The organism is Shewanella olleyana (assembly GCF_023283825.1).
GTDB lineage: Bacteria > Pseudomonadota > Gammaproteobacteria > Enterobacterales > Shewanellaceae > Shewanella > Shewanella olleyana.
Window position 1 is genome coordinate 36,374 of sequence record NZ_JAKILD010000007.1, and the last position, 26,353, is coordinate 62,726.

General features: G+C 38.6%; 21 protein-coding genes. 12 read left to right on the forward strand and 9 right to left on the reverse strand.

What is annotated here, in order from left to right:
- Nucleotides 1-422: 422 nt before the first annotated feature.
- Both L2735_RS06550 and L2735_RS06555 read right to left on the reverse strand, forming a co-directional pair.
- The gene (locus tag L2735_RS06550) at nucleotides 423-1,346 is read right to left on the reverse strand and encodes an electron transfer flavoprotein subunit alpha/FixB family protein (protein ID WP_248983944.1); all 924 of its coding nucleotides are present in this window, start codon (nucleotides 1,344-1,346) and stop codon (nucleotides 423-425) included.
- 2 nt (nucleotides 1,347-1,348) lie between these two features.
- The gene (locus L2735_RS06555; RefSeq protein ID WP_248983945.1) at nucleotides 1,349-2,098 is read right to left on the reverse strand and encodes an electron transfer flavoprotein subunit beta/FixA family protein; all 750 of its coding nucleotides are present in this window, start codon (nucleotides 2,096-2,098) and stop codon (nucleotides 1,349-1,351) included.
- Between the two features lie 446 nt (nucleotides 2,099-2,544).
- On the opposite strand from L2735_RS06555, the gene L2735_RS06560 reads away from it, so the two are divergent.
- From L2735_RS06560 to L2735_RS06600, 9 genes are all read left to right on the forward strand, one after another.
- The gene (locus tag L2735_RS06560; RefSeq protein ID WP_248983946.1) at nucleotides 2,545-2,949 is read left to right on the forward strand and encodes an H-NS histone family protein; all 405 of its coding nucleotides are present in this window, start codon (nucleotides 2,545-2,547) and stop codon (nucleotides 2,947-2,949) included.
- Between the two features lie 153 nt (nucleotides 2,950-3,102).
- The gene (gene rcsF, locus L2735_RS06565) at nucleotides 3,103-3,498 is read left to right on the forward strand and encodes an Rcs stress response system protein RcsF (RefSeq protein WP_248983947.1); all 396 of its coding nucleotides are present in this window, start codon (nucleotides 3,103-3,105) and stop codon (nucleotides 3,496-3,498) included.
- A gap of 23 nt (nucleotides 3,499-3,521) precedes the next feature.
- Nucleotides 3,522-4,259: a tRNA (N6-threonylcarbamoyladenosine(37)-N6)-methyltransferase TrmO gene (tsaA, locus tag L2735_RS06570; protein WP_248983948.1), complete on the forward strand. Its 738-nt coding sequence runs from the start codon at nucleotides 3,522-3,524 to the stop codon at nucleotides 4,257-4,259.
- Between the two features lie 84 nt (nucleotides 4,260-4,343).
- Entirely contained in the window at nucleotides 4,344-4,961 is a 618-nt protein-coding gene (locus L2735_RS06575) for an acyltransferase (protein ID WP_248983949.1), read from the forward strand.
- Nucleotides 4,962-5,046: 85 nt separating this feature from the next.
- Complete coding sequence (locus L2735_RS06580) at nucleotides 5,047-5,244, forward strand: hypothetical protein (RefSeq protein WP_248983950.1); 198 nt, start codon at nucleotides 5,047-5,049, stop codon at nucleotides 5,242-5,244.
- Nucleotides 5,245-5,257: 13 nt separating this feature from the next.
- On the forward strand, nucleotides 5,258-6,973 hold the full coding sequence (locus L2735_RS06585; protein WP_248983951.1) for a proline--tRNA ligase: 1,716 nt from the start codon (nucleotides 5,258-5,260) through the stop codon (nucleotides 6,971-6,973).
- Between the two features lie 201 nt (nucleotides 6,974-7,174).
- Nucleotides 7,175-8,314 (forward strand): patatin-like phospholipase family protein, encoded by a 1,140-nt coding sequence (locus tag L2735_RS06590; protein WP_248983952.1) that lies wholly within the window; start codon nucleotides 7,175-7,177, stop codon nucleotides 8,312-8,314.
- Nucleotides 8,315-8,620: 306 nt separating this feature from the next.
- Entirely contained in the window at nucleotides 8,621-8,818 is a 198-nt protein-coding gene (locus tag L2735_RS06595) for a copper resistance protein NlpE (RefSeq protein WP_248983953.1), read from the forward strand.
- A 289-nt stretch (nucleotides 8,819-9,107) separates the two neighbouring features.
- Entirely contained in the window at nucleotides 9,108-9,269 is a 162-nt protein-coding gene (locus tag L2735_RS06600) for a small highly charged protein (protein WP_248983954.1), read from the forward strand.
- Between the two features lie 85 nt (nucleotides 9,270-9,354).
- Here the strand turns inward: L2735_RS06600 and L2735_RS06605 are convergent, their stop codons facing one another.
- Complete coding sequence (locus tag L2735_RS06605; protein ID WP_248983955.1) at nucleotides 9,355-9,894, reverse strand: YfaZ family outer membrane protein; 540 nt, start codon at nucleotides 9,892-9,894, stop codon at nucleotides 9,355-9,357.
- Nucleotides 9,895-10,230: 336 nt separating this feature from the next.
- On the opposite strand from L2735_RS06605, the gene L2735_RS06610 reads away from it, so the two are divergent.
- A complete protein-coding gene (locus L2735_RS06610) occupies nucleotides 10,231-10,716 on the forward strand; it encodes a glutathione peroxidase (RefSeq protein ID WP_248983956.1) in 486 nt (161 codons plus the stop codon).
- Between the two features lie 2,917 nt (nucleotides 10,717-13,633).
- Here L2735_RS06610 and L2735_RS06615 read toward each other — a convergent pair.
- The 5 genes from L2735_RS06615 to L2735_RS06635 form a co-directional block, all read right to left on the reverse strand.
- Nucleotides 13,634-15,364 (reverse strand): M1 family metallopeptidase, encoded by a 1,731-nt coding sequence (locus tag L2735_RS06615; RefSeq protein WP_248984057.1) that lies wholly within the window; start codon nucleotides 15,362-15,364, stop codon nucleotides 13,634-13,636.
- A gap of 206 nt (nucleotides 15,365-15,570) precedes the next feature.
- Complete coding sequence (locus L2735_RS06620; protein ID WP_248983957.1) at nucleotides 15,571-16,542, reverse strand: PstS family phosphate ABC transporter substrate-binding protein; 972 nt, start codon at nucleotides 16,540-16,542, stop codon at nucleotides 15,571-15,573.
- Between the two features lie 751 nt (nucleotides 16,543-17,293).
- Nucleotides 17,294-18,592: a phosphate regulon sensor histidine kinase PhoR gene (gene phoR, locus L2735_RS06625; protein ID WP_248983958.1), complete on the reverse strand. Its 1,299-nt coding sequence runs from the start codon at nucleotides 18,590-18,592 to the stop codon at nucleotides 17,294-17,296.
- Between the two features lie 220 nt (nucleotides 18,593-18,812).
- The gene (gene phoB / locus L2735_RS06630) at nucleotides 18,813-19,502 is read right to left on the reverse strand and encodes a phosphate regulon transcriptional regulator PhoB (protein WP_102529072.1); all 690 of its coding nucleotides are present in this window, start codon (nucleotides 19,500-19,502) and stop codon (nucleotides 18,813-18,815) included.
- Between the two features lie 238 nt (nucleotides 19,503-19,740).
- Nucleotides 19,741-20,697: a porin gene (locus tag L2735_RS06635; RefSeq protein ID WP_248983959.1), complete on the reverse strand. Its 957-nt coding sequence runs from the start codon at nucleotides 20,695-20,697 to the stop codon at nucleotides 19,741-19,743.
- A 346-nt stretch (nucleotides 20,698-21,043) separates the two neighbouring features.
- Here L2735_RS06635 and rdgC point away from each other — a divergent pair, with 346 nt between their 5' ends.
- Complete coding sequence (rdgC, locus tag L2735_RS06640) at nucleotides 21,044-21,955, forward strand: recombination-associated protein RdgC (RefSeq protein WP_153914606.1); 912 nt, start codon at nucleotides 21,044-21,046, stop codon at nucleotides 21,953-21,955.
- A 122-nt stretch (nucleotides 21,956-22,077) separates the two neighbouring features.
- Here rdgC and L2735_RS06645 read toward each other — a convergent pair whose 3' ends face one another.
- Nucleotides 22,078-23,883 (reverse strand): M61 family metallopeptidase, encoded by a 1,806-nt coding sequence (locus L2735_RS06645; protein WP_248983960.1) that lies wholly within the window; start codon nucleotides 23,881-23,883, stop codon nucleotides 22,078-22,080.
- Nucleotides 23,884-24,067: 184 nt separating this feature from the next.
- On the opposite strand from L2735_RS06645, the gene L2735_RS06650 reads away from it, so the two are divergent.
- Nucleotides 24,068-26,227 (forward strand): tetratricopeptide repeat protein, encoded by a 2,160-nt coding sequence (locus tag L2735_RS06650; protein ID WP_248983961.1) that lies wholly within the window; start codon nucleotides 24,068-24,070, stop codon nucleotides 26,225-26,227.
- Nucleotides 26,228-26,353 lie beyond the last annotated feature (126 nt).

The window sequence follows — 26,353 nt, forward strand, 5'->3', positions numbered from 1 at the left end:
TTTATTTCGAACAAAACTTAACCTACAAAGATCAACAAGCCCTATATAAAGTTAATAATTAAATCAGTTTTTATTCGATAAAAATAAAACAAAAGTGATAAATATAATTGAATCTTATAATCAAACATTCAAAAAATCAGCTCTATATTGAATAGGCATGCACTATAAGAGATATATTTCCTCCACATAATCGATAACTTTTGCAGGTTTCAGATTCAAGAAAGCACAACTAAAGCGACAAAAAACAAATAACCCCAATAACCCAAATAACCCAAATAACAAAGAGCTAAGGCAATAAAAAAGGTTTTTGCCTATAAGACAAAAACCTTTTAAAAATAACCTGACATCTAATCCAAACATTAAGCTTTAACAATGAACTTAAAAGTTTAATCCACTGTTTAAAGTGAATGGCTCAACTCTGTTTATAGTAAGTTAGTTAACTCTGGAATAGCATCAAACAAATCAGCTTCAAGACCATAATCAGCCACTTGGAAAATTGGCGCTTCAGGATCTTTGTTAATTGCGACAATCACTTTAGAGTCTTTCATTCCCGCTAAATGCTGAATCGCCCCAGAAATACCGACAGCGATATATAAGTCTGGAGCAACAATCTTACCGGTTTGACCCACTTGTAAATCATTCGGTACAAAACCTGCGTCAACAGCGGCGCGCGATGCACCTACAGCAGCGGTCATTTTGTCAGCAAGCGCTTCTAAAATGGCAAAGTTCTCACCACTGCCCATCCCGCGACCACCAGAAACAATCACACCAGCGCTACCTAATTCAGGACGTTCTGATTCAGTCAGTGTTTGCGATACAAACTCTGTTTTAGCTTCAGCCACAAAGTCTACTGCAACAGCTTCTGCACTACCTTCGTTACCAGCAGCATCAAATGCACTCGTACGAACAGTTAATACTTTTTTGTCATCTAAACTTTGCACTGTCGCTAACGCAGAACCTGCGTAGATAGGACGCACAAAGGTATCTGCACTTACCACTTCAATAACTTCTGAAATTTGAGCCACATCTAAAAGGGCTGCAACACGAGGAAGCGTATCTTTACCAACACTTGAAGCTGCGGCCACAATGTACTCGTAGTCGCCAGCAAGGTTTAACACAAGCGCTGATAAGTTTTCAGCCATTTGCGCTTGGTATGCAGTGGCATCAGCCACTAATACTTTGCTCACACCTGTTAACGCTTGAGCCGCTGAAACAGCTGCTGCACAATCACTACCAGCAACCAATACATGAACATCACCACCGATAGCAACTGCGGCGCTGACCACTTTTGCAGTGTCTAGCTTCAAACTTGCATTGTCGTGTTCTGCTAATACTAAAATGGCCATAATTAGATCACCTTCGCTTCATTTTTTAACTTTTCAACTAGCTCAGCTACTGAACTCACCATGATGCCAGCTTGACGCTCAGCAGGAGGTGTCACCTTAACGATATTTTGATGTGCTTTTAAGCTCACGCCTAAATCGTCAATTGAAAGCGTTTCAAGCGGCTTACGCTTTGCCTTCATAATATTAGGTAATGAAGCATAGCGAGGTTCATTTAAACGTAAATCTGCAGTAACAACAGCAGGTAGTGGCATCTTAAGCGTTTGTAAACCACCATCCACTTCACGAGTCACTTCAGCACCCTCTGCACTTAACTTAAGCTCTGAAGCAAAAGTAGCTTGAGGCATTTGAGTTAATGCAGCTAGCATTTGACCGGTTTGGTTGTTATCACCGTCGATTGATTGTTTACCAAAAATCACTAAATCTGCTTGTTCTTTCTCTTGCACAGCTTTTAGAATTTTAGCGATTGATAAAGGCACTAACTCTTCATCTGTTTGCACGTGAATTGCGCGGTCTGCACCAAGCGCCATTGAAGTACGTAACTGTTCTTGCACAGCTTTCGCCCCAATACTTACCACCACGACTTCTGTCGCACTTCCTGCTTCTTTTAATCGAACTGCTTCTTCAACAGCAATTTCACAAAATGGGTTTAACGCCATTTTTAAATTAGCAGTATCAACATTTGTGTTATCAGCCTTTACTCTGACTTTCACATTGGCATCGACTACGCGCTTTACAGGCACCAATACTTTCATGGGATTTCCTTCTACACCTTCAATGTATGTGGATGGCACATTGGCTATCACCAATGCAATATGGCACAACTTTACGTTCTGTTAACGTTAACGTCAACCAAAGTCAAACACTTGTTTATATATTTTTTGGATTAAGTTGATGCTTATAGATGAGTTGTTTTTGTAATAATTTATTTACCAACCGCTTTATTTAGGCTTTTTTTATTTAATTTACACTTTTAATGTTATTTTTATTTGATCCAAACAAATTTAGTTTCTATTATTAATCACGATTCAAGTAACCGTGTTTTTCTACTATTATTTGGTTTTACATTTTAAATGGTCAAATCAATCTACACTCTCGTTTGATAACAATTAAACAATCAAGAGTTTTGATAAGTATTATTTAATAACCACAGAATTACTTGAGATACTTATTATTTAAAATCATTAGGATGCACATTGATATGAGTGACTTTTTAGAAATTTTAACACATGGTCGTCGTTTTAAAGCTGCTGTAAAAGAGTTATCACTAGAAGACTTACGTGAACTTTCAGTTAAGCTAGAAAAGATTATCACTGAAAGAGAAGAAGACGAAAAAGCTGAATTAGAAGCTAATGCAGAGCGTAACCAACGTATTGCAGAAATATTAGCCCAAATTGAAAACAGTGGTTTATCAATTGAAGACTTAGGTGAAATTACCGCTAAGCCAGCACCTAAGAAACGTGCTCCACGTCCAGCTAAATATCAAATTGAAGTTGACGGTGAGTTAATTCAGTGGACTGGTCAAGGCCGTATGCCAACAGTATTTAAAAATCAGATTGATGCAGGCAAAACAATGGAAGACTTTTTAATTCCTGGCATGGAATAACAGTTAACCATTTCGCTATTAAAGAGCTTACTTAGGTAGGCTCTTTTGTTATCTGCATAACTAACATCAAATGTTTCCACAAACTTATTAGCCATGTAAACTATAAACAATATAGACTCCTCATTAATGCACTCAATTGAATTAGGCCGTATTATGAACATTTCTCGTCAATTTGCGTTATTAACGTTTCTTCCTGTCGTATTTTTATCTGCCTGTTCTAGCAATTACACCTTCAACAGTAATTTAGATGGTGAAGCGATTGATGAATACTTTCAGCCTGCAGGTGTTGTGCTATTTAAAGACGGTGAGCGTCCTCAAGGCGCATTTGAAATCGTTGGACTGGTTGAAGGCGAGTCTTGTCAAGAAACTGAACATGGCGTCCCAGCTAACATCGCAGATGCCCGCACTGAAGCCCGTAAGCAAGCCGTTGAATTAGGCGCTAATGGCTTGATTGTAAAGAAGTGCTTATTAACAGAACAGAAAACAAATACCTGTTTTACTCAAGCTTTTTGTGTGGGTCAGGCGATTAAAACTGAAACCGCTCAATAACCGAAAATATATTACTTAAAAAAATGAATAAATATTCTGAGCCGACTTTTAGTGCTCAAATTGAGGCGGTTGCAATATGTCGTACACCGTACAAACAAAAGTTTGGAATACCAAGACAACCTGGTCTGGTAAATGTTCGTGGTTGGGTTGAATTAGCAGCACATGTTAATAATGTCGATGCGGTAAGAGGCATTGAGCAATATTCTCACTTATGGCTACTTTTTTGTTTTCATGAAAATTTAGCCCAAGGTTGGAAAAATACCGTTAGACCTCCACGACTCGGTGGAAATGAAAAATTAGGTGTGTTTGCCACTCGCTCTACATTTAGACCTAATGGTATCGGTCAGTCTGTGGTTAAATTACACAATGTGGTGCAACGAAATGGCAAAGTCTGCTTGGAAATATCCGGTATGGATTTATTAGATGGCACTCCCATCATAGATATTAAACCTTATATTCCTTTTTCTGATGCGATAAATCACGCCATTGGTGGTATTGCTCAATCTGCACCTCAATTAATTGAAGTTAAATTTAGTCAAAAAGCAGAATCTCAAATTGCTGAACATTCAAGCGCAAATAAAATGAGTGATTTAAAGCAAGTGATTAATGATGTTTTAGCTCAAGATCCTCGCCCTGCTTATAAAAAAGCAAAAGCGGATAGTAAAATTTATCAAGTGGCTTTATACGATATTGATATTTTTTGGCATATCGTCAATGACAAGATTGAAGTGATTGAATTAAAGCCAACCTCAGTGGGTTAACTATTCTTATACCCACTTACTAAAAACTGCGCGAATAAATATAGTCAGCCTATTGTTAGGTTTCACAACTAAAAGTCCATATCTATGATTAACGATAAACCAGATTATCAAACTCAACATAAAAAGCGTTTATCTTGGATGCCTTGGCTTTATTTCTCATTGAAAGAGAAACATTTAGTTTGGGCAAAGCCTTGGCAGGATGAAATCCAGCAAAGTTTAATGCAAGTTGAAACCATACACATTGGCGAGCAATCCTTTATCGCTCCAGAAGCGAACTTATTTGCAGAGCGTGGCCGAGATATTCACATCGGCAATCAATGTATGATTGCCGCAGATGTTTTCCTCCATGGCCCTATAAAAATGGGCAATGAAGTTGCTATTAACCATGGTTGCTCGTTTGATGGCGGCAAAGTGGGGATTACCATTGGCAATCGTACTCGCATTGCAAATAACGTCACCATTTATGCTTTTAATCATGGGATGTCAGTGGATTCGCCTATTTATCAACAAGCAGTAACCGCAAAAGGTATCACCATTGGGGAAGATGTATGGGTTGGCGCTCAAGCAGGTATTGTCGATGGGGTGAATATTGGCAACCAAGCCGTCGTGGGTATGGGCAGCATTGTCACTAAAGATGTACCAGATTTTGCTATTGTCGCGGGTAACCCTGCAAAGATAATTGGCGACAGACGAGATAAATAAGTTTAATCAACCCGTTTAGTATCCTAATTTTATAAGCTAATTCTATGCGCTAAATTCTATGAGTAAACTTTACGAAGTGTAAGCAATGCGACTAGGGCCTAGTAATGCTTGGCAGTCAGTCTATGTAGCCGTTTATTTAATTAAATACACCGTAAAAACCATTGATAATACGCTAACTCATCAACTCCCTTCTATAGCACTTTCAATAAAGCATTCTTCACAGCAATTATCGGGTGACAACATCGTGGCAAGTGCTAAAATGTCGCTCATTAATAGCTACTAAGTGGACATTGGGAATGCGAGTTAGCAAGTACCTGCTTTCAACACAAAAAGAAACCCCTGCTAATGCAGAGGTTGCCAGTCATCAATTAATGCTACGTGCGGGCTTTATCCGTCGTAATGCATCAGGTCTATATTCATGGTTACCGAGCGGTTTACGTGTTTTACGTAAAGTTGAAGCGATAATTCGTGAAGAAATGGACAAAGCAGGTGCAATTGAAATTTTAATGCCGCTAGTTCAACCCGCAGATCTTTGGGTTGAAACGGGTCGTTGGGAAAAGTTTGGTCCTGAATTACTACGTTTCCAAGACCGTCATAATCGTGATTTCGTACTTGGACCAACTCACGAAGAAGTGATTACTGATTTAGTGCGTAAAGAAGTAAGCTCTTATAAGCAACTTCCACTTAGTCTTTACCAAGTACAAACAAAATTTCGTGACGAAGTTCGTCCACGTTTCGGTGTGATGCGTGCCCGTGAATTCTTGATGAAAGATGCTTACTCTTTCCATTTAAATCAAGAATGTATGGACACGACTTACGCTGCAATGCATGAAGCATATAACAATATCTTCACTCGAATGGGTTTAGCTTTCCGCTCAGTGATTGCTGACACCGGATCAATTGGTGGCGACACATCTCACGAATTCCACGTGTTAGCTAACAGTGGTGAAGATTTAATTGCTTACTCAACTGATAGCGATTATGCCGCTAACATCGAAAAAGCAGAATCTCCAGAACCGACTGCAGCTTTAGCGTCACCAACGTTAGAAATGACTTTGGTTGACACTCCTAATGCCAAAACTATTGCTGAGCTAGTTGAGCAATTTGACATTGAGATCACCAAAACGGTGAAAACGCTGATTGTTAAAGGGGCAACAGAAGACGCACCTTTAGTGGCGTTAGTTGTTCGTGGCGATCATGAGTTAAATGAATTAAAAGCTGAAAAGCATGAACTTGTATTGTCTCCTTTTGAGTTTGCAAACGAAGAAGATATCAAAGCTGTCATTGGCGCGGGCCCTGGTTCAATTGGCCCAGTGGGTCTTGAAATGCCAATTATCATCGACAAAGATGTTGCTGTTATCAGTGATTTCACTGCTGGGGCTAACCAAGAAGGTAAGCATTTCTTCGGCATTAACTGGGAACGTGATTTACCAATGGCGCAAACCATGGATATCCGTAACGTAGTAGAAGGTGAAGCAACACCCGATGGCAAAGGTACATATGCTTTCGCTCGTGGTATTGAAGTAGGTCATATTTTCCAATTAGGCACTAACTACTCTGAAGCCATGGGTGCTACCGTCCTTGATGAAAACGGTAAATCTAAAGTGATGATGATGGGTTGTTACGGCGCAGGCGTTAGCCGAATCGTTGCTGCAGCGATTGAGCAAAATCATGATGAGCGTGGCATGATGCTTCCTGAGTCTCTTGCACCGTTCACTGTGGGTATTTTACCGATGAACATGCATAAATCTCACCGTGTAAAAGAAATGGCTGAGCAGTTGTATAAAGACTTAGCGGCAGAAGGCATTGAAATCTTACTCGACGATCGTAAAGAACGTCCAGGTGTGATGTTCAACGATATGGAATTAGTTGGCTTGCCACACGTTGTAGTGATTGGCGACAGAAATATTGATGCGGGCGTATTCGAGTATAAAAATCGTCGTACGGGTGAAAAGCAAGATATCCCATTCGATCAAATTATTGATTTCATCAAATCTTCAATTAAAGGCTAATCACGCCTGCGAAGTTCTTAAGTGCTTTAAAAAGCCTCGACGTTAAAACGCACCTTAAGGTGCGTTTTTTATGCCTAAACAATTGTGATACCAAACCAAGCTTTGACCGTTAAAGATGAAATAACTGTTCAATTACTCGTCGAACCAGATATTATTAACCATACTGATATCATGGCGTTAGTCATTGGAAGGAGATCTTAGTTGGCAGAATCAATTGCACTTGTTTTAGGCGGTGGTGGCGCGAGAGCCGCTTATCAAATAGGGGTATTAAAAGCCTTAGTCCAACTGTACCCGCGTAATCATCACATTCCATTTGAAATTATTAGTGGCACATCTGCTGGGGCAATTAATGCGACATCTTTGGCCACTCATGCTTCATGTTTTCATCTTGGGGTGAAGAAATTAGATTGGGTTTGGCGACACTTTGAAACGAAAAAAGTGTACCACTCTTCGTTTGGTAAGGTATTTAAGCACCTTTGTAAAATGGCGCTTAAAGGACTGCAAAGCGATAAAATGAATACTGATGCTGGCAGCCTACTCGATAACTCTCCTTTACGCAGTCTACTTAACCAGCTCATTGATTTTCAGCGAATAGAACGCAACATTGGCAGCGGTGCACTAAAAGCCATTAGTTTAGATGCTTCTAGTTACAACGACTCTCACTCTTACAGCTTCTACCAAGCCAACAGCAGCATCAATGATTGGCAAAGAGCCAGAAGGCAAGGCAATCGCTGTACCTTAACGACAGATCATTTAATGGCGACCTCTGCTATTCCGTTAGTATTTCCGTCAATTAAATTGAATCAGGCTTATTTTGGTGACGGTTCGGTGCATCAACTTTCACCACTATCAAGCCCGATACATTTAGGCGCAGATAAAATCATGGTGATTAATCTCGATAGTCCTCATCAGCACGACGATGACATCGACGCACACCCTAAAACAGCCACCATAGCGGGTCATTTACTTGATACCATTTTCTCAGATACATTAAATAGTGACTTAGAACGTTTAGAGCGAATAAACACTACATTAGCGTTAATTCCAGAAGCAGATGCTAAGCTAATAAATTTACGAAAAATTGATACCTTAGTCATTAAACCAAGTGAAGATTTAAGTGAAATTGCAGCACGTTACTTTAAGGAATTACCTCTTGCCATCAGAATATTGCTAAAATTCTTTGGCATAGATTGTGAGACAGACTCCAGTATTGTTTCATATTTATTATTTGAAAAGGCCTATACGAGTGCTTTAATTGAATTAGGTTACCAAGACGCTATGACAGAAATCGATACCATTAAGGAATTTTTTAATCTCGACCAAGTAAGCAATAGCCAGTAGAAATAGCCAGTAACCATATTGAAATTACTATTATCAATTGAGTTAAATTTAAACACTAAAATATTCATCGTTATTAAACAAAAATCAATTTTGCTGTGTGCCATGAAATAATAACCTGAACACGAAAAAAATGCTCATGAGCTCAATTAGGTTAATTACACCGATAGCCTTCACTTAATGACCGTTTACTTTGAATCACAATTAACATTCAAGCCAGAGCTAACCCTGCTCTAACCCAAGACAGCTGCACACCGTCAATTGAACTGAAATTTATCAAGATACTTTCCTTAGCCAAGTTATAATGGCATGAAGACCACCCTAACCCTTTTCCTCCGAAAAAATAAAATCGCTACTGAACGTTTAGGTCAATCCGACTCTCCATTTAATAATGGAGGCGTATTTCACTGGGAAAAAACAGGCAATATTATCTATTTAGATCGCGGCCAAATTTATCATGTTGTCGAAGACGAAATGAACTTAGTGAATGTGGGATGTACTTATTGAAGGTGGAGAGTCAACGAATACGCGGAAATGATGAAGAAAAATATATTGTGAAAAAATTGCTGATTTACCCAGTAAATCATCCATTAGATCAGATAGTTCGCCATACTCTTCCCACGCTAAAGATTGAACAAAAAAATTCACCGTGATAGGTGATTTTTTTTGCTTTCGTTATAAATTCAAATTAGGTAAAAATGGATGTGTATTCAAAGTGAATACCACTCATCTGTGAGTTGAACTGTCACTCGTTTAGTGATCATTTATCAGTTTAAGAAACACGTTGGAAAGAGAAATGTCTCAATACTACAAATTTGATATCGACGACGCCCTATGGGAAAACGAAGTTGAAGAAAAGCCAAAAGCGAAAAAGCTAAAGCAACGCAGAGTAGATGTTAAGCGTCGTTATGCTGATGAATATGCGGAATTGGATTTTGAAGTAAACCAGTACAATTAAGTGTTTATACTTATTCGATTAAAAAGCAAGTTGCCCCGCAACTTGCTTTTTTATTCCCTATGACTTCAGGCCAATACTATCAAACTTAAAAGCGAGAAGTCCCGCCAATAAAGAAACCATCTTCAAAAGATCTATCTGATCTACCGTCATACTTAAAATTCAAGTTACGGTAACCAATGAAGATAGCCATATTAGGATTAAAGTCATACTGCACTTTGGCACCTAACTCTGTATAACCATCAACATCTGAAAATGACAATACCGATGGCGCATAATAAGCATCACCGTGAATAGAGATATTATTGCTTAATGCAAATGAGTAATGTCCTCCAACTGAAATAACACTACCATCTGGGCTGTTATCAAACCATACCGATGTCCACTTAGGGCCAATTTCGATAGTATGAGGACCAGTTTGATGCATCATATGCATCGCGAACTCTGCTAGATGGCCTTTTTTATCGGAGTAAATATAGCCACCCTCAAGGTTTGCGTGAGAATTAATATTTGACTTTAGATTTGCCGACACAACATGTTCACTTAATCCAAGAGTGATTTCACTCGCTGTAACGCTTAAAGGTAATGCACTTGCTGTCATAGCCGCTGCTAAAATGATTTTTTTCATACTACAAACCTCAGTCTTAAAATCTTAATAGGCGAGATTATACTGAGCTAATTTATTTAGTCTTTAAAAATCAGTTGTATCGCTGAGGCTTCGAGCAATACCCACACAAACCCTACACACCAGAGTAACAAAAGTGTTTTTTTATCAATAAATGATACCTATTCAAGGGAGACATAGATGATGACAGAAAAACAACCTTGAAAGATTAACAAGCCCTAGCGAACAAGCTAGCAAACTCCAGCCGTCAAATTCCCCCTTAAAATTAAGTTGCGCACAATTTAATTGACTAAATTAAATTGTACTATATAGTGATATTAAACCTATAAGGAGTATTTTATGAGTCAGTCTTTTTACGAGCAAAGTGCGATTGATATTCAAGGCAACACTGTTTCTATGTCAGATTATAAAGACAAAGTGGTGTTAGTTGTAAACACGGCCAGTGAGTGTGGTTTTACCCATCAATACAAGCCACTTGAACACCTATATCAACTCTATAAAGACCAAGGCTTTGTGGTATTAGGGTTTCCTTGTAATCAATTTGGTGGACAAGAAAAAGGTGATGAAGCGACCATTAGCAAATTCTGTGAGTTGAACTTCGGTGTGACTTTCCCCTTATTCAGTAAGGTAGAAGTTAACGGAGCAAATACCGCTCCAATATATAAATTCCTAAAATCATCGGCCAAAGGGTTACTTGGCAGCGAAGGCATCAAATGGAATTTCACTAAATTTTTGATTAACAAAGACGGTAAAGTATTGAAGCGTTACTCTCCGACGACCAAGCCTGAAAATATGATGACGGAAATCGAGTCACTACTGAAATAAATGCTGGTGAGAGTGTTAGATCGCAAGCTTATAAGCCAACAAATAAATATATTGTTTTTGCAAATATCTGATTTTAAACGCACAAAAAGTTATTTGATAAAAAAGTAAAAAAAACTGTATTTTTTTTGAACTATTGTCGCAGGTGAGAGTCTTATTTATTAAGACAGTGTGATTTCACTTTCATCATCTCCCTGGGACTTCTAGCGCGGTCCCCTTGATCTCAAAGTGGATCGATAGGCAATCATTTGATTGCCTTTTTTTATGGATGAATTTAAATCTATTCTGCCCGCTAAATAAATAACGTTAGCTATAACAGCGCAATGAGCTGTTCCTTCGCTTATCAATGATGTTTTTAAATGAAGAACGAAAATAATTTGATCTTTTTACATAAATTTTGAACCTTTTAAAAAACCATGACTCACAGTAATGTAGTAAGTTGATAATGCCCGCTTTCTCAAGCTAATAAGCCCTTCATCAAGGTTTGTTTAACTTAAATAAGCATTTCAACATGGTCTCATCAACCAGTGCTAACCGAATTAGTTTTAAGACTTTTTCATTGTTTTCATGTAAATATTCATCATCATCCCCCATATTAGGGAAAGTATTTATAAGCTAGCGCATTATCGATACATGTCCCACAAGAGATTCGTCTGGCAACCCATTGGGTTGCCATTTTTTTTACTTACAAATTGTCATTGAAATAACCGCAACAACGACTCATTCGTTAACTGAACAGCTCAAATAGACTAGGGTTGAAAGACTAGGGTTAAGAGTATAAAGACGCAGTAAGAGTCGATAATTTGAGATTAATGTGATTTTTTATCAAACTGTTTGAACCTTTTTTAAAACTGGCACTCATAGTAATTGTAGCGAGTTGATAATGTTTAAATAGCACTCTTTAGATGTACTAATTTTGACAGGTATCTAGATTAATTAGCCCCTCATCACGGCATCGTTAATTATCGCGAACCTAATTAGTTTTAGGCTTTTTCATGTAAATGTTCATCATCATCCCCTAATTTGGGAACGAGTTAATACGCTAGCGCATTATTAACCCATGTCCCGCAAGAAATACTTCTGGCAACCCATTGGGTTGCCATTTTTTTATCAAAAATTCGGCCATTCACCTCATTGTCTAACAATAGCTGAGACTACTTTTGTTTCTCTATAAGTTCATTGCTTATCATCGTTGGTTATCGCCATTGGTTATCGTCGGTGGTCATCGTGGTTTATGATAATAAGAATTGAATCGAGCAGATGTCTTTTGCAGCAAAAGTTGAAAAATCTAACCTTGAATGAACAGAAATAGAATAAATAAACCGAGACAATCAGCTCTAAACAAACAGAAAGTCATTATTGTTCTTTCCCGCTATTCGGTAAAAACATCTGTTTGTTAGTTAGCCCCAATCGATCTAAAAATTATAAAAATGATCTTTTTTTCAAATTCATTGAACCTTTATTAGAAAAGGCACTCATAGTAACTGTAGCGAGTTGATAATGTAGATTTACACACAATGAATAAACCCTTCATCACGGTGTATTCGAGGTAAAGCAACATTTCAGCATGGCCTCATCAGCCGAAGCTAACCGAATTAGTTTTAGACTTTTTCATCATTTGTTCATCATCCCCTTTATTTGGGAACGTGTTAATACGCTAGCGCAATATTAGCCCATGTCCCGCAAGAGATACTTCTGGCAACCCTCTGGGTTGCCTTTTTTTTGCTTATAATTTGTTATTTACTTAGGGTCATTAATGTCATTGCATTTGGGATAGCGAAAGCAATTAACTTGAGACGTAACAATGAACATTAAAACAAGAGAAGTAAAAAGTAATTGCAGTAGCGAATAAGGACAGAAACTATTAAATGCAGTAAACAAAACGCTAAATAAGAGAAATAATTCCAGATAAATATAGTTACTATAAATCAATAGTTTAGTTTTTATTCCTGATAAAAAATGGAAACACTTGCGTAAAAAATGATGCTAAAGATGATTTTTTTATCGAACGAGTTGAACCTTTATCAAGATGGGCACTCATAGTAAGTGTAGCGAGTTGGTAATGAAGATTTACCCTAAACGAATAAGCCCTTCATCACGGAATATTCAAGGTAAACCAACATTCCAGCATGGTCTCATCAACCAAAGCTAACAGAATTAGTTTTAGACTTTTTCATCATTTGTTCATCATCATCCCCCTTATTTGGGAACGAGTTAATACGCTAGCGCACTATTAGCCCATGTCCCGCAAGAAATACTTCTGGCAACCCATTGGGTTGCCATTTTTTTTTGCTTATCATTTTTTATTTACTTAGGGTCATTAAAGTCATTACTTTTGGGATAGCGAAAGTAGTTAACTTTAGACGTAACAATGAACATTAAAACAAGAGAAGTAAAAGTAATTGCAGTAGCAAATAAGGCAGAAACTATTAAGTGCAGTAAACAAAACACTAAATAAGAGAAATAATTACATATAAATATAGTTACAACAAATCAATATCTTAGTTTTTACTCCAGACAAAAAATGGAATCGCTTGCGTAAAAAATGATGCTAAAGATGATTTTTTTATCGAACGAGTTGAACCTTTATCAAGATGGGCACTCATAGTAAGTGTAGCAAGTTGGTAATGAAGATTTACCCTAAACGAATACGCCCTTCATCACGGAATATTCAAGGTAAGCCAACATTTCAGCATGGTCTCATCAACCAAAGCTAACCGAATTAGTTTTAGACTTTTTCATCATTTGTTCATCATCATCCCCCTTATTTGGGAACGAGTTAATACGCTAGCGCACTATTAGCCCATGTCCCGCAAGAAATACTTCTGGCAACCCATTGGGTTGCCATTTTTTTTGACACGACTTCACTGACTCAACTTTGCGACTGAAGATCAGCTGCTGAATCCTTATCGACTGCAAATCAGTTATTAGCCTCAAACATCAAATCGAGCTGAACTTGCAATGAAGGATGATAGCCAGCCCTTGCTTGCTGATATATTTCTGTCGCCTCAGTCAAATAGCCCGCAATAAGCAATTCGCTATAAAGTGGTTTCACAAATTTGGCACGGCCAATTTCCCTAAGAAAGCCTGACACTTTGGGTAAAACGACGTCATATTGATTTCTGATAGCAACTCTAAACCAATCACATGCTAACTCGGCATTTTGACTCTGCGTAAATGCAAAAGCCATATCGAGATCTTTAAGCTGTACTTGGTTTAACTGAAACGGTAATTGAGTGATAAAGAACTGCCAATGATGAACACGCCAACCAGTTACAGTTAATTTTGTGGCATTGACTCCCTCACTAAACTGCCGCAAAGCCAGGTTAACTTTATCTAAACTGGTTGAAGTAGGTGGAACAAACCATTCTGGTAATCCTTCACCATATACCCAAGTCATTAATTCTGACTCACTTAGTACTGAGCTGTGTTCAACAAGGAGAGTCTGTTTAGCATATTCAACAAATTTTTCTGTGGTGATCGCTTCAAATTTAAAATGTTGAACATAGTTAAACAGAAACTCATCAAATGCTTTACGCCCTAAACGACTTTCTAGCTCATGAACAAACATAGATGCTTTATCGTAAGTAAACCGATTAAATGAGTCGTTGGCGTCTTGGTCTTGCACATTAGCTGGAAGAGTTTGCGACTCAATCGGCATTGACTGCATTTCTTCTTGCAGGCGCCCATACTCAATCACCCACTCAAGATCCGCTTGTTCTTTGCCGTATATTTTTTCGACTAAACGATTAGTAAAGTAAGTGGTAAAGCCTTCATTAAGCCATAAGTCGCGCCATGTGGCATTGCTCACTAAATTACCCGTCCAAGAATGCGCTAACTCATGTGCAACAGTTGAAACTAAACTCTTATCACCTGCAATAAGTGTTGGCGTAATAAAAGCTAATCTAGGGTTTTCCATACCGCCAAAGGGAAAGCTTGGTGGTAACACTATCATGTCGTACCGTCCCCATGGGTAAGGACCCAATAAGGATTCAGCCGCCACAATCATTGACTCGGTATCTTCAAATTCTTTGAGCGCTTTTTCAAGCATTGCAGGTTCAGTATAAATAGCGCATCGGTCACTCACCTCACTGTAAGCAAGATCGCCCACAGCAAGCGCTAACAGATGGGTAGGAATGGGCTTTTCCATTTCAAACGTAAATAAGCCATCAGTTGGCATTTCGGCTGAATTAGCCGCGCTCATCACTGCTCTTAAGCCGTTATGAACTTGAATTGCTGCACTGAAGGTTATTCTGGCTTTAGGGCTGTCTTGCAGCGGGATCCAGCTGCGGGCATTTACTGGCTGAGATTGACTAAACAAATATGGAGATTGCTTACCTAAGGTCTGAGCTGGAGTAAGCCATTGTAACCCTTGAGCATCCTTTGAGGTGCGATAATTGACTGTAACTTCAGTCAGTTCTGTACCTACTTCAATGGTAATCTTTTCGCCTTGAAGTCCATTGACATGCTGCTGACTGAATTCAAGTGGCTGACCATCTGTATCAGTGATACTGGTAATAATTAAGTCGCGGCCATCTAAGGTTAATTGAGTCGAATTCGTTAACCGTTTAAACAACAAATTTACTGAACCTTGTAACTGCTGCTTGTCAAAATCGACATCTAAGCTAAGTGCCATGTGGTGCACTTTCATCTCGTCAGTATTTGCTAAAGAATGGTAATCGGTATTGAAATCAAATTGTTCAGCCACAACAGTTCCTTATAGGTATTATTCTGTTGCTATTCTAGCTTAATATTTTGGCTTCATCGAGTGTGGTGTTAGTGGATTTCAGGCACAAAAAAGCCTCACGAATGAGGCTTTAATAGTCAGATAAACCTAAGCGATGTTCACCTTAGTGATTAAAGCTTGATACCTGCTTTTTCTAGGTCTTTAGCAACTACACTACGTGGTAGTGGTACATAACCGTCTTTTTCTACGATTTGTTGACCTTGCTTAGATAACACGTAACGGATGAACTCGCGATCCATTGGTGATAAATCTTTGTTAGGGTGCTTGTTGATGTAAACGTATAGGTAACGTGATAATGGGTAAGTACCATTTGCAGCATTAGCAGCCGTTGCATCAATGTATTTATCGCCTTTCTTAGAAAGTGCTACCGCTTTAACACCAGCAGTCTTATAACCGATACCTGAATAACCGATAGCGTTAAGACCTTGAGAAACTGATTGCACTACAGATGCAGAACCTGGTTGCTCATTTACATTTGCTTTGAAATCACCTTTACAAAGTGCTTTCTTTTTGAAGTAACCGTAAGTACCCGATACAGAGTTTCGTCCGTATAACTGGATGTCTTTTTTAGACCAGTTACCATCAAGACCAACATCCCCCCAACGGTTTACATCATTTCCGCCACACTTTTTAGTAGAAGAGAAAATTGAGTCGATTTGGTCAATGCTTAAACCTTCGATAGGGTTATCTTTGTGTACAAATACTGCTAATGCATCGATAGCAACACGGATAGCCGTTGGTTGGTAACCGTAATGTTTTTCAAAAGCTTCAACTTCGTTTGGCTTCATTTGACGGCTCATTGGGCCGAATTGTGAAGTACCTTCAGTCAAGGCTGGTGGTGCAGTAGAAGAACCTGCAGCTTGAATTTGGATATTAACGTTAGGGTAAATGTGTTTAAAATCTTCAGCCCATAACGTCATCATGTTTGCTAACGTATCTGAACCAACTGATGACAAGTTACCTGAAACACCACTTGTTTTTTCGTATACAGGTAATGTTTTATCAATTGCTGCCATTGATGATGCTGAAAAAACACCAGCTGCTGCAAAGGCGATAGTGCCAACTAGCTGTTTAAGTTTCATTGTAATGCTCCGGTATTAATTATTAGCGTTGTTATTTAAGACACGCTCAGTATCAATTGATTCGATGACAAGTATATGACCGGTACATGACAGTTGTATGACAATCAACATTTAAAACATTTAAGTCACAATCTTTCCAGAGCGTTTTACAACAAAAGAAATAACAATTAAATCAGTAAATTATTTGTATAAAATCGCCCTAAAACTTAAAAACTTCATTTTATTGAAAGAGCTATTATGACAAATAATGTTCAATTCGATTAAAACACCCACCCTGGCGCTATAACCTCACTATATTATAGTTAGGTGCTGCTACTTTAAATAACGGTATTGCGTATGAAGCTTCCATTCGTAACAAGATCCAAAGTCGTAATTTACACCCACTAGAGCTTGCTGTTCTTCAAGGTTATTTTTACTGAAAACTGTAGACCGCTTATACAAGGTAGAAAATGTTTATTGTCGTCATTTTAACTTAGGTTTTAACCAAGCTAGCCATAATTAAGAAATAAGAAATAAGAAAACAAGCACAGACAAAGCTTGTTTCAAATACTAACTTCACATAGGAGATAAGGTTGAGTAACACATAATAGATCTAAATTATGGCTATTAAACTAAGTAGGATCTAATACTGCAACCTGTCCCAAGACGAGACACAAAGAACAAAAAAGCCAACTCGATAAAATAGAGTTGGCTTAATCAGTGAGTGCTTTTTACTCAAACGCATTAGCTACTAACACAAACTTTTTGTGAGTCAGTTTTTATCGACCACTAAGTGAGTTGGAATAATAAAACTAAAACAACTTCCTTTTTCAGGTTCACTGGTAATATTCAGTTCACTGTAGTGGTGATTAAGTGCATGTTTAACAATCGCTAAGCCCAAACCACTGCCACCGGTTTTACTTGAACGCGCATTATCAACTCGGTAAAAACGTTCGGTTAGGCGGTTAAGATGCTGCGCTTCAATCCCAAGCCCTGTATCTGTCACACTAAATTTTGCCCCAGTAGGGACTGTTTCCCAACGCACTGAAATTTTACCACCTGGTTCGGTATAACGAATCGCATTCGAAATAAGATTAGTACAAGCACTTCGTAACTGTACCTCGTTTCCATGGCAATCTAAATCATCTTCAGAATAGAAAGAAAGCTCATATTGATCTAGCGCCAGGGCCGAGGCTTCATCTTTTAATATATCGAGCATTGCACGCATATTAATCGTTTGCTCTAAATCGATGTCTGCACCATCTTCAATGCGTGACAGCGCCAATAATTGCTCGACCATAGATTGCATTCTACGGGTTTGCTGCTGCATTAGGTTTAATGGCTTATGGTTCATGCTATCTGGCTCTTCCATGCTTTGCATGATTTCAAGATAGCCTTGCAATACTGTTAGCGGTGTTTTCAATTCATGAGATACGTTGGCCACAAACTCTTTGCGCATGCCTTCTAATTGGTTAATTCGGGTGATATCCCTAGCGATTAACAGTAATTGCTTATCCCCATAACTCATTAAGCGTATTTCTAGTAAACGCTGCTCAGACACTGGAGATGCAAGCTCTAAAGGTTCTTTAAAATCACCTTTTTTTAAATACTCAGAAAAATCAGGATGACGAATGAGGTTATCCACTCGCTGGCCACTATCTTGTGGCCACACAAAGCCTAAGATCAATTGTGCGAGTTTATTACACCAAAGAATATTATGTTCAGAGTCCAATACCACTGCGGCATCGGGAAGTGCTTCGGCCCCTTGTCTAAAGCGGCTAAGTAATGAGGCTAGTTGACCAACTCGGCGACGGTTTTTACCTTGAAGACGGTATATACCATTAAAAATACCTTCCCAGCTTCCAGAACCCTGAGGGGGAGTTAACTTTCGGTCTTTCCACAACCAATAATTAAGGCGGCTAATCTGTCGGTAATGCCAAACTAAAAGCACTGCGCTGCCAATAATAATAGTCAGTGCAACTTGATCAATAATGAAACCGATTAATGCGAAAACGAATAGTATTCCAACGAGGCGTAAGAGCAATCGGGATCCTGAATAAGATCGAAACATAAGCAGCCTAATAATTAATGTAAATAATCCCTTAGCGGGTTTTTACCTAATTGTTGGTAGGAGAATAATGGCTCACAAGATAGCTTAAAATGATGTCACTGACTATAGCCAATTGTTAAAATAACTGCCGAATAATTGTGTATTTGAAACACCACTTCCTGTGTGTTTCATTTTCAGTAATCATATTCAGCAGTGATTTTATATGCGGCGATAAGAGTAATTACATTCTGGTCGAAAAACGATATCCTGCACCGCGTACGGTCTGGATTAACTTATCATGTCCGGAGTCTTCAACCGCTTTACGCAAACGACGAATATGCACATCAACCGTTCTATCTTCTACATACACATTAGTCCCCCAAACGTTATCTAATAGCTGTTCACGGCTATAAACACGCTCAGGATGTGTCATGAAGAAATGCAGTAATCTGAATTCCGTTGGGCCCATATCAAGCACTGACTCACCAACAGAGACACGATGACTGACAGGGTCAAGTAGCAAACCTTGCACATCAATGGTTTCTTCTAAACGAGTCGGTGCACTACGACGCAATACCGCCTTAATACGTGCCACCAGCTCCTTAGGAGAGAATGGTTTAGTGATGTAATCATCAGCACCCACTTCTAACCCTTTCACCTTATCTTCTTCCTCACCGCGAGCAGTAAGCATGATAATAGGAATTTGGCGAGTAAACTCATCTTGCTTTAAACGCTTAGCTAATTGTATACCACTGCCACCTGGGAACATCCAATCCAATAGGATTAGGTCAGGATAAGGTTCTTGTAGTAAATCTATCGCTGAATCAAAATCTTCAGCTGCAGATGTGGTAAAGCCATGTTGTTCCATAACAAAGGTCAGCATCTCACGGATGGCTGATTCATCTTCTACAATTAAAATCTTAGCTGTCATAATATTTTCTGTGATTAATTTGCCGCATGAGTATTATTGGTCAGTTTTATTACAGAAATATGATCTTAGAGCTGTTATGGCATATAAAATCATATTTTTGTCATAAATCTATCACGTTTTAGCTTAGGTCCTATCACGTTTTAGCTTAGGGTATTGTTTAAAAACACACAAAGGAGACTAACGCCTCCTTTGTGATACAACTTTATTCTGATTAAATCGTTATGAATAACGACTCAATTTAGAATTTGTGTTCGATACCTACTGCGAAGTAGCTTTCATCAATTGAGATGTCTAAATCATTGCCTTCATCATCTTCAACTGTACCCATTGAAGTACGATCTGTATAGAAAGCAAATAGTTTAGTTGGCTTACCTAGTGAGTAATCTGCACCAATTGACCATGAATCACCTTTGTCTTCCATGTCTTGGTATTGTGCTTTTAAGGTCACTTGTTGAATCTTGTAAGCTGCACTTAGTAAGTAACCATCAATGCTATCACCGCTATCGATTTCTTCTTCTTGTTGGTACATACCACCTAGTACAACACCACCAATTTTGCCTTGAACAGTACCACGAACGATGTCGTAACCAGCGACTTCTGAATCATATGCAACTGATGCGTAAACTGGCGTTTTCTTGAGGCCTGAATCACCGTACATAGCTGCAATGCTGAAACCATCATCTTCTTGCTTGTCATCGCCTTCAGCAGCGTAAGTCACACCAAACTGGAAATCACTAAATTTAGGCGATAAGTATGTTGCTGTTTGCGCTAAACGGTTTTCACCTTTGAATAACTTACCTAAATCACCAGAGTAATCATTGAACTGGTCAACTTTACCTTGTGACTGCTTAAGCATAGTGTCGTTACGACCGACGGCGAAAGAACCAAAGTTGCCTTTTAAACCAACAAATTGGTTACGAGCAGTGAAGTTATTAGAGCTATCTTTACCCGTATCTACCTGATATTCAATAGTATAAAACGCTTCTAGAGAGTCGCTTAATTCAAATCCGCCTTTAACACCAAAACGAGACGCATTACTTTGAACTTCTGTAACTGAACCATCACCTGAATCATTAGATTGAACAGAAACATTTAACTTACCGTATACTTCAAGAGGTTCTGCAGCGTGAGCAGTTGAAAGCGTAGCAGCGGTAATAGCTGAAGCAACTAGAGTTTTATAAAAAGCGTTCATCATTATCATCCTTTAGACATAATTTATTGGTGTTTTACACCTAGTTTTTGCTGCTATTCGGTTGGAACTAACAGGTAACTGTTAACCAATAGCTTGGGAACGAGGCGAATTCTGCACGTGTTTTGTTGCAGAAATATTTCAATCAGGTAATTATATTTAGATAACGCTAAATTAAACGCACACAAAAACAAATAAACCACTGTTTCAAAAAGGAATACTACTCAAAAAAACAAATGTGACAGTTTGATGAATTCTACTTTGGCGACAATCTTTCATCATTACTCAGATGGTTTACCCCAGAGCTGTGATACCGTAAACTGCATTTTTAATTTTTGATGAGTGCCTTATAATGTGGTTTAAAAATCTCACCCTTTATCGTTTCAATAAGCCTTTCACTACCGATACCGAGGCTCTCGAGACAGCTTTAGAAGACTTCACCTTTTCACCTTGCTCAAGCCAAGACATCAGTAAATTTGGTTTTTCCAATGCTTTAGGTAAAAAAGGTCAGGCTTTAGTGCACAGCGCTGAAAACCGTCACCTTATTTGTGTCACTAAAGAAGAAAAGATTCTCCCAGGCCAAGTGATTAAAGAAGCCATGGACGAAAAAGTGGCCATGATCGAAGATCAAGAAAGCCGCAAAGTGACCAAGAAAGAAAAAGATGCGATGAAAGAAGAGATAACCATGACGTTACTGCCACGAGCTTTTTCTCGTCGTAGCCAAACTCATGCGCTTATCATGCCTGAACTCGAAATGATTCTTGTAGACAGCTCTAGTGCAGCAAAAGCAGAAGAGCTATTGGCTTTATTACGTAAAGCCTTAGGCAGCTTGCCAGTAGTGCCATTACACTTCACCACGCCAATTGAAACGACTCTGACTGAATGGTTACGTAATGGCGCTTCGCCACAACCATTTGAAATGCAAGATGAAGCCGAACTTAAATCAGACTCTGATGAAGGCGGTATTGTGCGCTTTAAGCAACAAGTGCTTCAAGAAGATGAAGTGCTTGCTCATTTAGCAACAGGCAAGCAGGTTCATAAACTTGCGCTTCATTTTGGTCAGTCCATTGCCTTTTTATTGCAATCAGATGCGAGTGTTAAGCGTCTTAAGTTCTCTGAAGAATTTAGAGCAGCGACAGATGATGTTGGTACAGAAGACCCACTTGCAAAATTAGATGCAGATTTTGCATTGATGGGCGGCGAACTTGTAGCCTTTATTAATTCAATTAAACAAGCTCTAGGCCCAATTGAAGAAAATATTTAATTGCTGTCGTTCTAATCGTAATCGTTTAAAAGCAATCATTAAAAAGCAATGGTCTAAATTTAAAAGCCCCCATAACTTTGGTTATGGGGGCTTTTTATTCACATGAAGCTCTCTAAATCTTCTTATTTGATAAAGTTTCCAGATTCATCAAATGGCCAGTCAATGCCAAGCCACGCCTTTAAGAACGCTTTCTGCTCTTTACTTGCATCTTTAATTCCTTTGATACTTAGATCACCCTTTGGCTGTTCTTTCAGTGTCAAAGCCACTTGTTTTAGTTGATCGTTACTGAATAACGACACTGAAATTTCGTCACCAGGCTTAAAGTCTTCTAAACGTTTTTTAAATCCTGCAGCAGTTACTTTAAGGCCATTGATAGCAACGATTTCATCTCCAGCAACAATGCCGGCATTCCAAGCGGGGCCATTACGGCTGACATGAGCAAGCGTCAAGTCGTTATGAGCTCCAGTAAGCTTTAATCCACTGTAAATCGTAGCCTCATCTTTTTTGCCATAACTAATAACGAGCCCAGCTTGGGCTAGTAATGAGTCAAAATCTAAACTAAACGGTGACGTAATATGCTGCTGCCACCAAGTTTGGTAATCCTTGCCCGATAAGTTTTTCAAAATGCCTTTCACATCATCAACGTTATAGCCTTTAGGCAATTTAAAATCACGATACAGCTGACGATGCACATCCCTATATGAATGCGCTAAATTGGTGTCTTCAAGTAAATTAAAATCTAAAGATAACGAAGCTAAATAGCCTTCAGAGTAAATATTAACCCCGTGGTTAATTGCATAATCCCCACCTGTATGAGTCCACTCGTTTAAACTTGCCTCCGATACCGATTGGATCTCTCTACCCGGTTTATGCATATTACTGTTAACCCGCTTGGCTAAATCAGCAAAAAACTCTTTTGGCGTAATCACATCAGCGCGTAGCAGCAACTGATTTTGAAAATAGCTTGTTGAACCTTCAGCCATCCATAATAGCTCTGTCATGCTGGCTTCTTGATAATCGTAAGGAACCAACCCTTGTGGGCGGTATGCTTTAACATTCCAAGTGTGAATGAACTCATGAGAAGCGGTGCTGATAAAACGAAGGTAATCTTTGCGCTCTCTGAAATTAAAGCGAGGCAATTGGATAATCGTTGAATTCAAATGCTCAGTTGCACCCCGTGCACCGCTGGTTGCATGCACCATATAAACATAACGCTCGAAAGGATAATCATCCCATATCACTTCAGCGGTACTACTAATTTTGGTTAGGTCTTCTACTACTTTTTGAGGGTCATAATTACCTTCCCCCCAAAAAACCAGTTCGTAATCTCTTCCATCAGCCTCAAAGCTATAGTGAGTGTTGATACCTGTTTCAATAGGTGAATCAATTAGCACATCATAATTATCAGCCACAAATGAGTGAGACTTTCTCCCCTGCTCCATGCCTGAGTAACTGTTCCAACCTTTAGGGACATTCATCGATACTTTAACATTATCGTCTCTAAATTCTGGGCTATACATAAACACGCCACTGGCATCTAAATAAGCATGAGACTCATCAATGTGGCGCACGCGAGTCCCTAAATCGTTGGCGTATAGCTGGTAAGTAACCTTAACCTCAGTCGGTTTAGCTAAGTTAATTTTCCATTCGCCAGTGGCGCTTCGTTGCCAAGTTAACGGTTTGCCCTTGCTGTCAGTCGCATTAAACAGTCGGATTCCATCAGCTAAAGGAAGCACAGCATATTTACCCGTACGCCACACTGGTAAGTTAACAGTGAGCACATCAGACGAAGATTCAGGAAAACTCACTTGAACTTTTGCTAAGTGGTGTTGTGGCTGGGTTAAATCAATTTGATAGTTCACTTCAGCAAGACTGTTTGCCGAAAAAAATACCCCTGTAGTAAAAATAGCCAGTTTTGAGACTTTCACTCTACATTCCTTCTGTTATTATTCTTGTTATGTTTTTATGTATTGTAGTTATTTGTTTTCAACATCATACAAATTCTTTGCGGTAAGTTTACTTTTTACAAAGTGATATTATAACAACAGCGATTATTCGCCCACCTACTTCCAACAAAAGCTTACAAAATAATAATAAGGCCGTTAATCATTCATGCAAAAATTCATACTATTCTGTTATGCCTTGTTGTTATCTTTTGTTGTTTTTCCTGTCAATGCTGAGATAAACGAACAACGTGAGATTGAGTTTATAGAAACCCCCAATCAATTATTCAAGCGAATTTCAGCTCGTATTCAATTTCCGCTGTCATTTAATAATCGTACTGAATTTGAAGCCGTGGCCGAATCATTAAAGTACCGCCCAGATGAATTACAAGCTGATTTAGAAATTCTGGCGCGGCTGTTTCTGGAAACGGCGCTCAAAGCTGATGACAAAATAAATAAAGCCCGATTACTGACACAGCAACTTGAATCTTTAGCTGAAACGCCAATGCAAGAAGCCATTATTTTACTGCTCGAAGGGAGAATAAGAGCGCTTGAAGACCAGCAATACAAGCAATCAATCATTTTATTTAAAGAAGCTCTTAATAAAATAAACAACCTTAAAGATAACCAAAGTTTAAATTTGCAATTTATACTGCATCAAAACTTAAGTTCTTTACACACCTTAGTGAAACAAGATACTCAAGCCTTATATCATTACAAACGCTACCGAGAAATAGCCTACCGACTGCGTAATGATTACTTCATAGCCCTATCTGAAACAGCAATAGGCATTTACTACACTAGACGTAATCAACTCGCTAAAGCACTGCAGCATCATAGTGAAGCTTATCGAATTTCAAATCGTTTAAACTATCCTGTTATTCAAGCGCAAACGCAGTTTCAGTTATCTCGCGCATACCGCGACTTAGGTCAATGGGATGAAGCTCTTAAGAATGCCAACGAAGCTGCTATCAGTTATCAAAAACTGGGGCGAGATGCATCTCAATCTAAAGCGATGACTGTCATTGCAATGATCTACGCCAATCAAGAACAGTGGAATAAAGCCATTGACTACTACCTGAATGCTCAGCAATTAGATGAAAAGAACAACCGAATAATAAGCCAAGGTCTTAATTTTCATAATATTGGCGAAGCGTATCTTCATTTAAATAACTACCCTTCAGCCATGAGTTACTTACAAATGGCCAATGATATTTTTAAAGAAAAAGGGATTGAGCATTACCTTGTTTATAATGAGTTACTATTTGCTCAGGCGATGTCAGAGCAATCATTATGGAAAGAAACAATCACCCATGGGATTGCCGCTTTAACGATAGCCGATTCGAAGCAATTAGCTGATGCACAAAAAGAAGCACTGGAATATTTAGCCAAAGCATACAGAGAGGAAAACAATTACCCTGCGGCATTGGAAATGATGGACAGATTAGTCCTAATGAAACAAGACACTGAAGAAGAGCCTGTTGAAGAAACGCTCACATCAAACTTAACTGAAGAAAAGTTAAAGTTTGAAATCAATATATATCAACACAAACTCAGTGGTTACATTGAAAGCAGTAAAGACCAGCAAATGGCCATTATTATCTTGCTTGCCGCCATTTTTATTTTATCTTTTGCCTGGCTTTATAGCTTAAAAAGGTTAAACAGTTTTAAACAACAAAAAGCGTTACTTGAAAAGCAGGTACTGCAAGAACCCCAAACTCAACTTAAAGGGTACCACGGCCTGCTAAAGTGCATGTCAGATGACAATTCACCTAAAACCATAGCACTTGTCAATGTGAAGCTATTGGCTGATTTAGATTTAGAGTTCGGACTTACAGAATTTAAAAACATCACTGAAAATTTAATTAACCAATTTGAAGCGCGCCTAAGCTGCAAAGTTTATTTGATTAAACCCGGTGAATTTGCATTTTGTTTTTCCGACGCCCTTGCACCTGAGCAAACTCTGACTCAAATATCCGAAGCTCTTTCTTTTCAAGCATTAACAATCAATACCAATGTTCCTAACTATTCTGAATTGAATAAACAGAAACTGGAATGTGTTTTAGGGCATATAAACTTACCTTTGCTAGCAAATCCAGACTTGAGATTAACCAACGAGTTATTATTTGAAACAGTTCAATATGCGTTAGCCGCAGCTAAAAGTATCAATGTAGACCATACTTACGTCAGCATTAGAACGTTGAACTTTGCTCCAGCGGCTATATTTTACAAACCTTTATATTTGAACCTAACCCATGCTCTGCAAAGAGGCATCATCCGAGCAGAAAGTAATAGATCTATTTCTGAGTTCAAATGGCCTAAAAATTAAGCGGTAGAACCCAAGTTAACTAAGCTTTCGTCCTAACCTGCCGATATAGGTGTATAGTTATTTAACATGTCATTGATATGCGCAACTTTTTAATATTAGTTTGTATCATCCATTGCCCAGATTTCT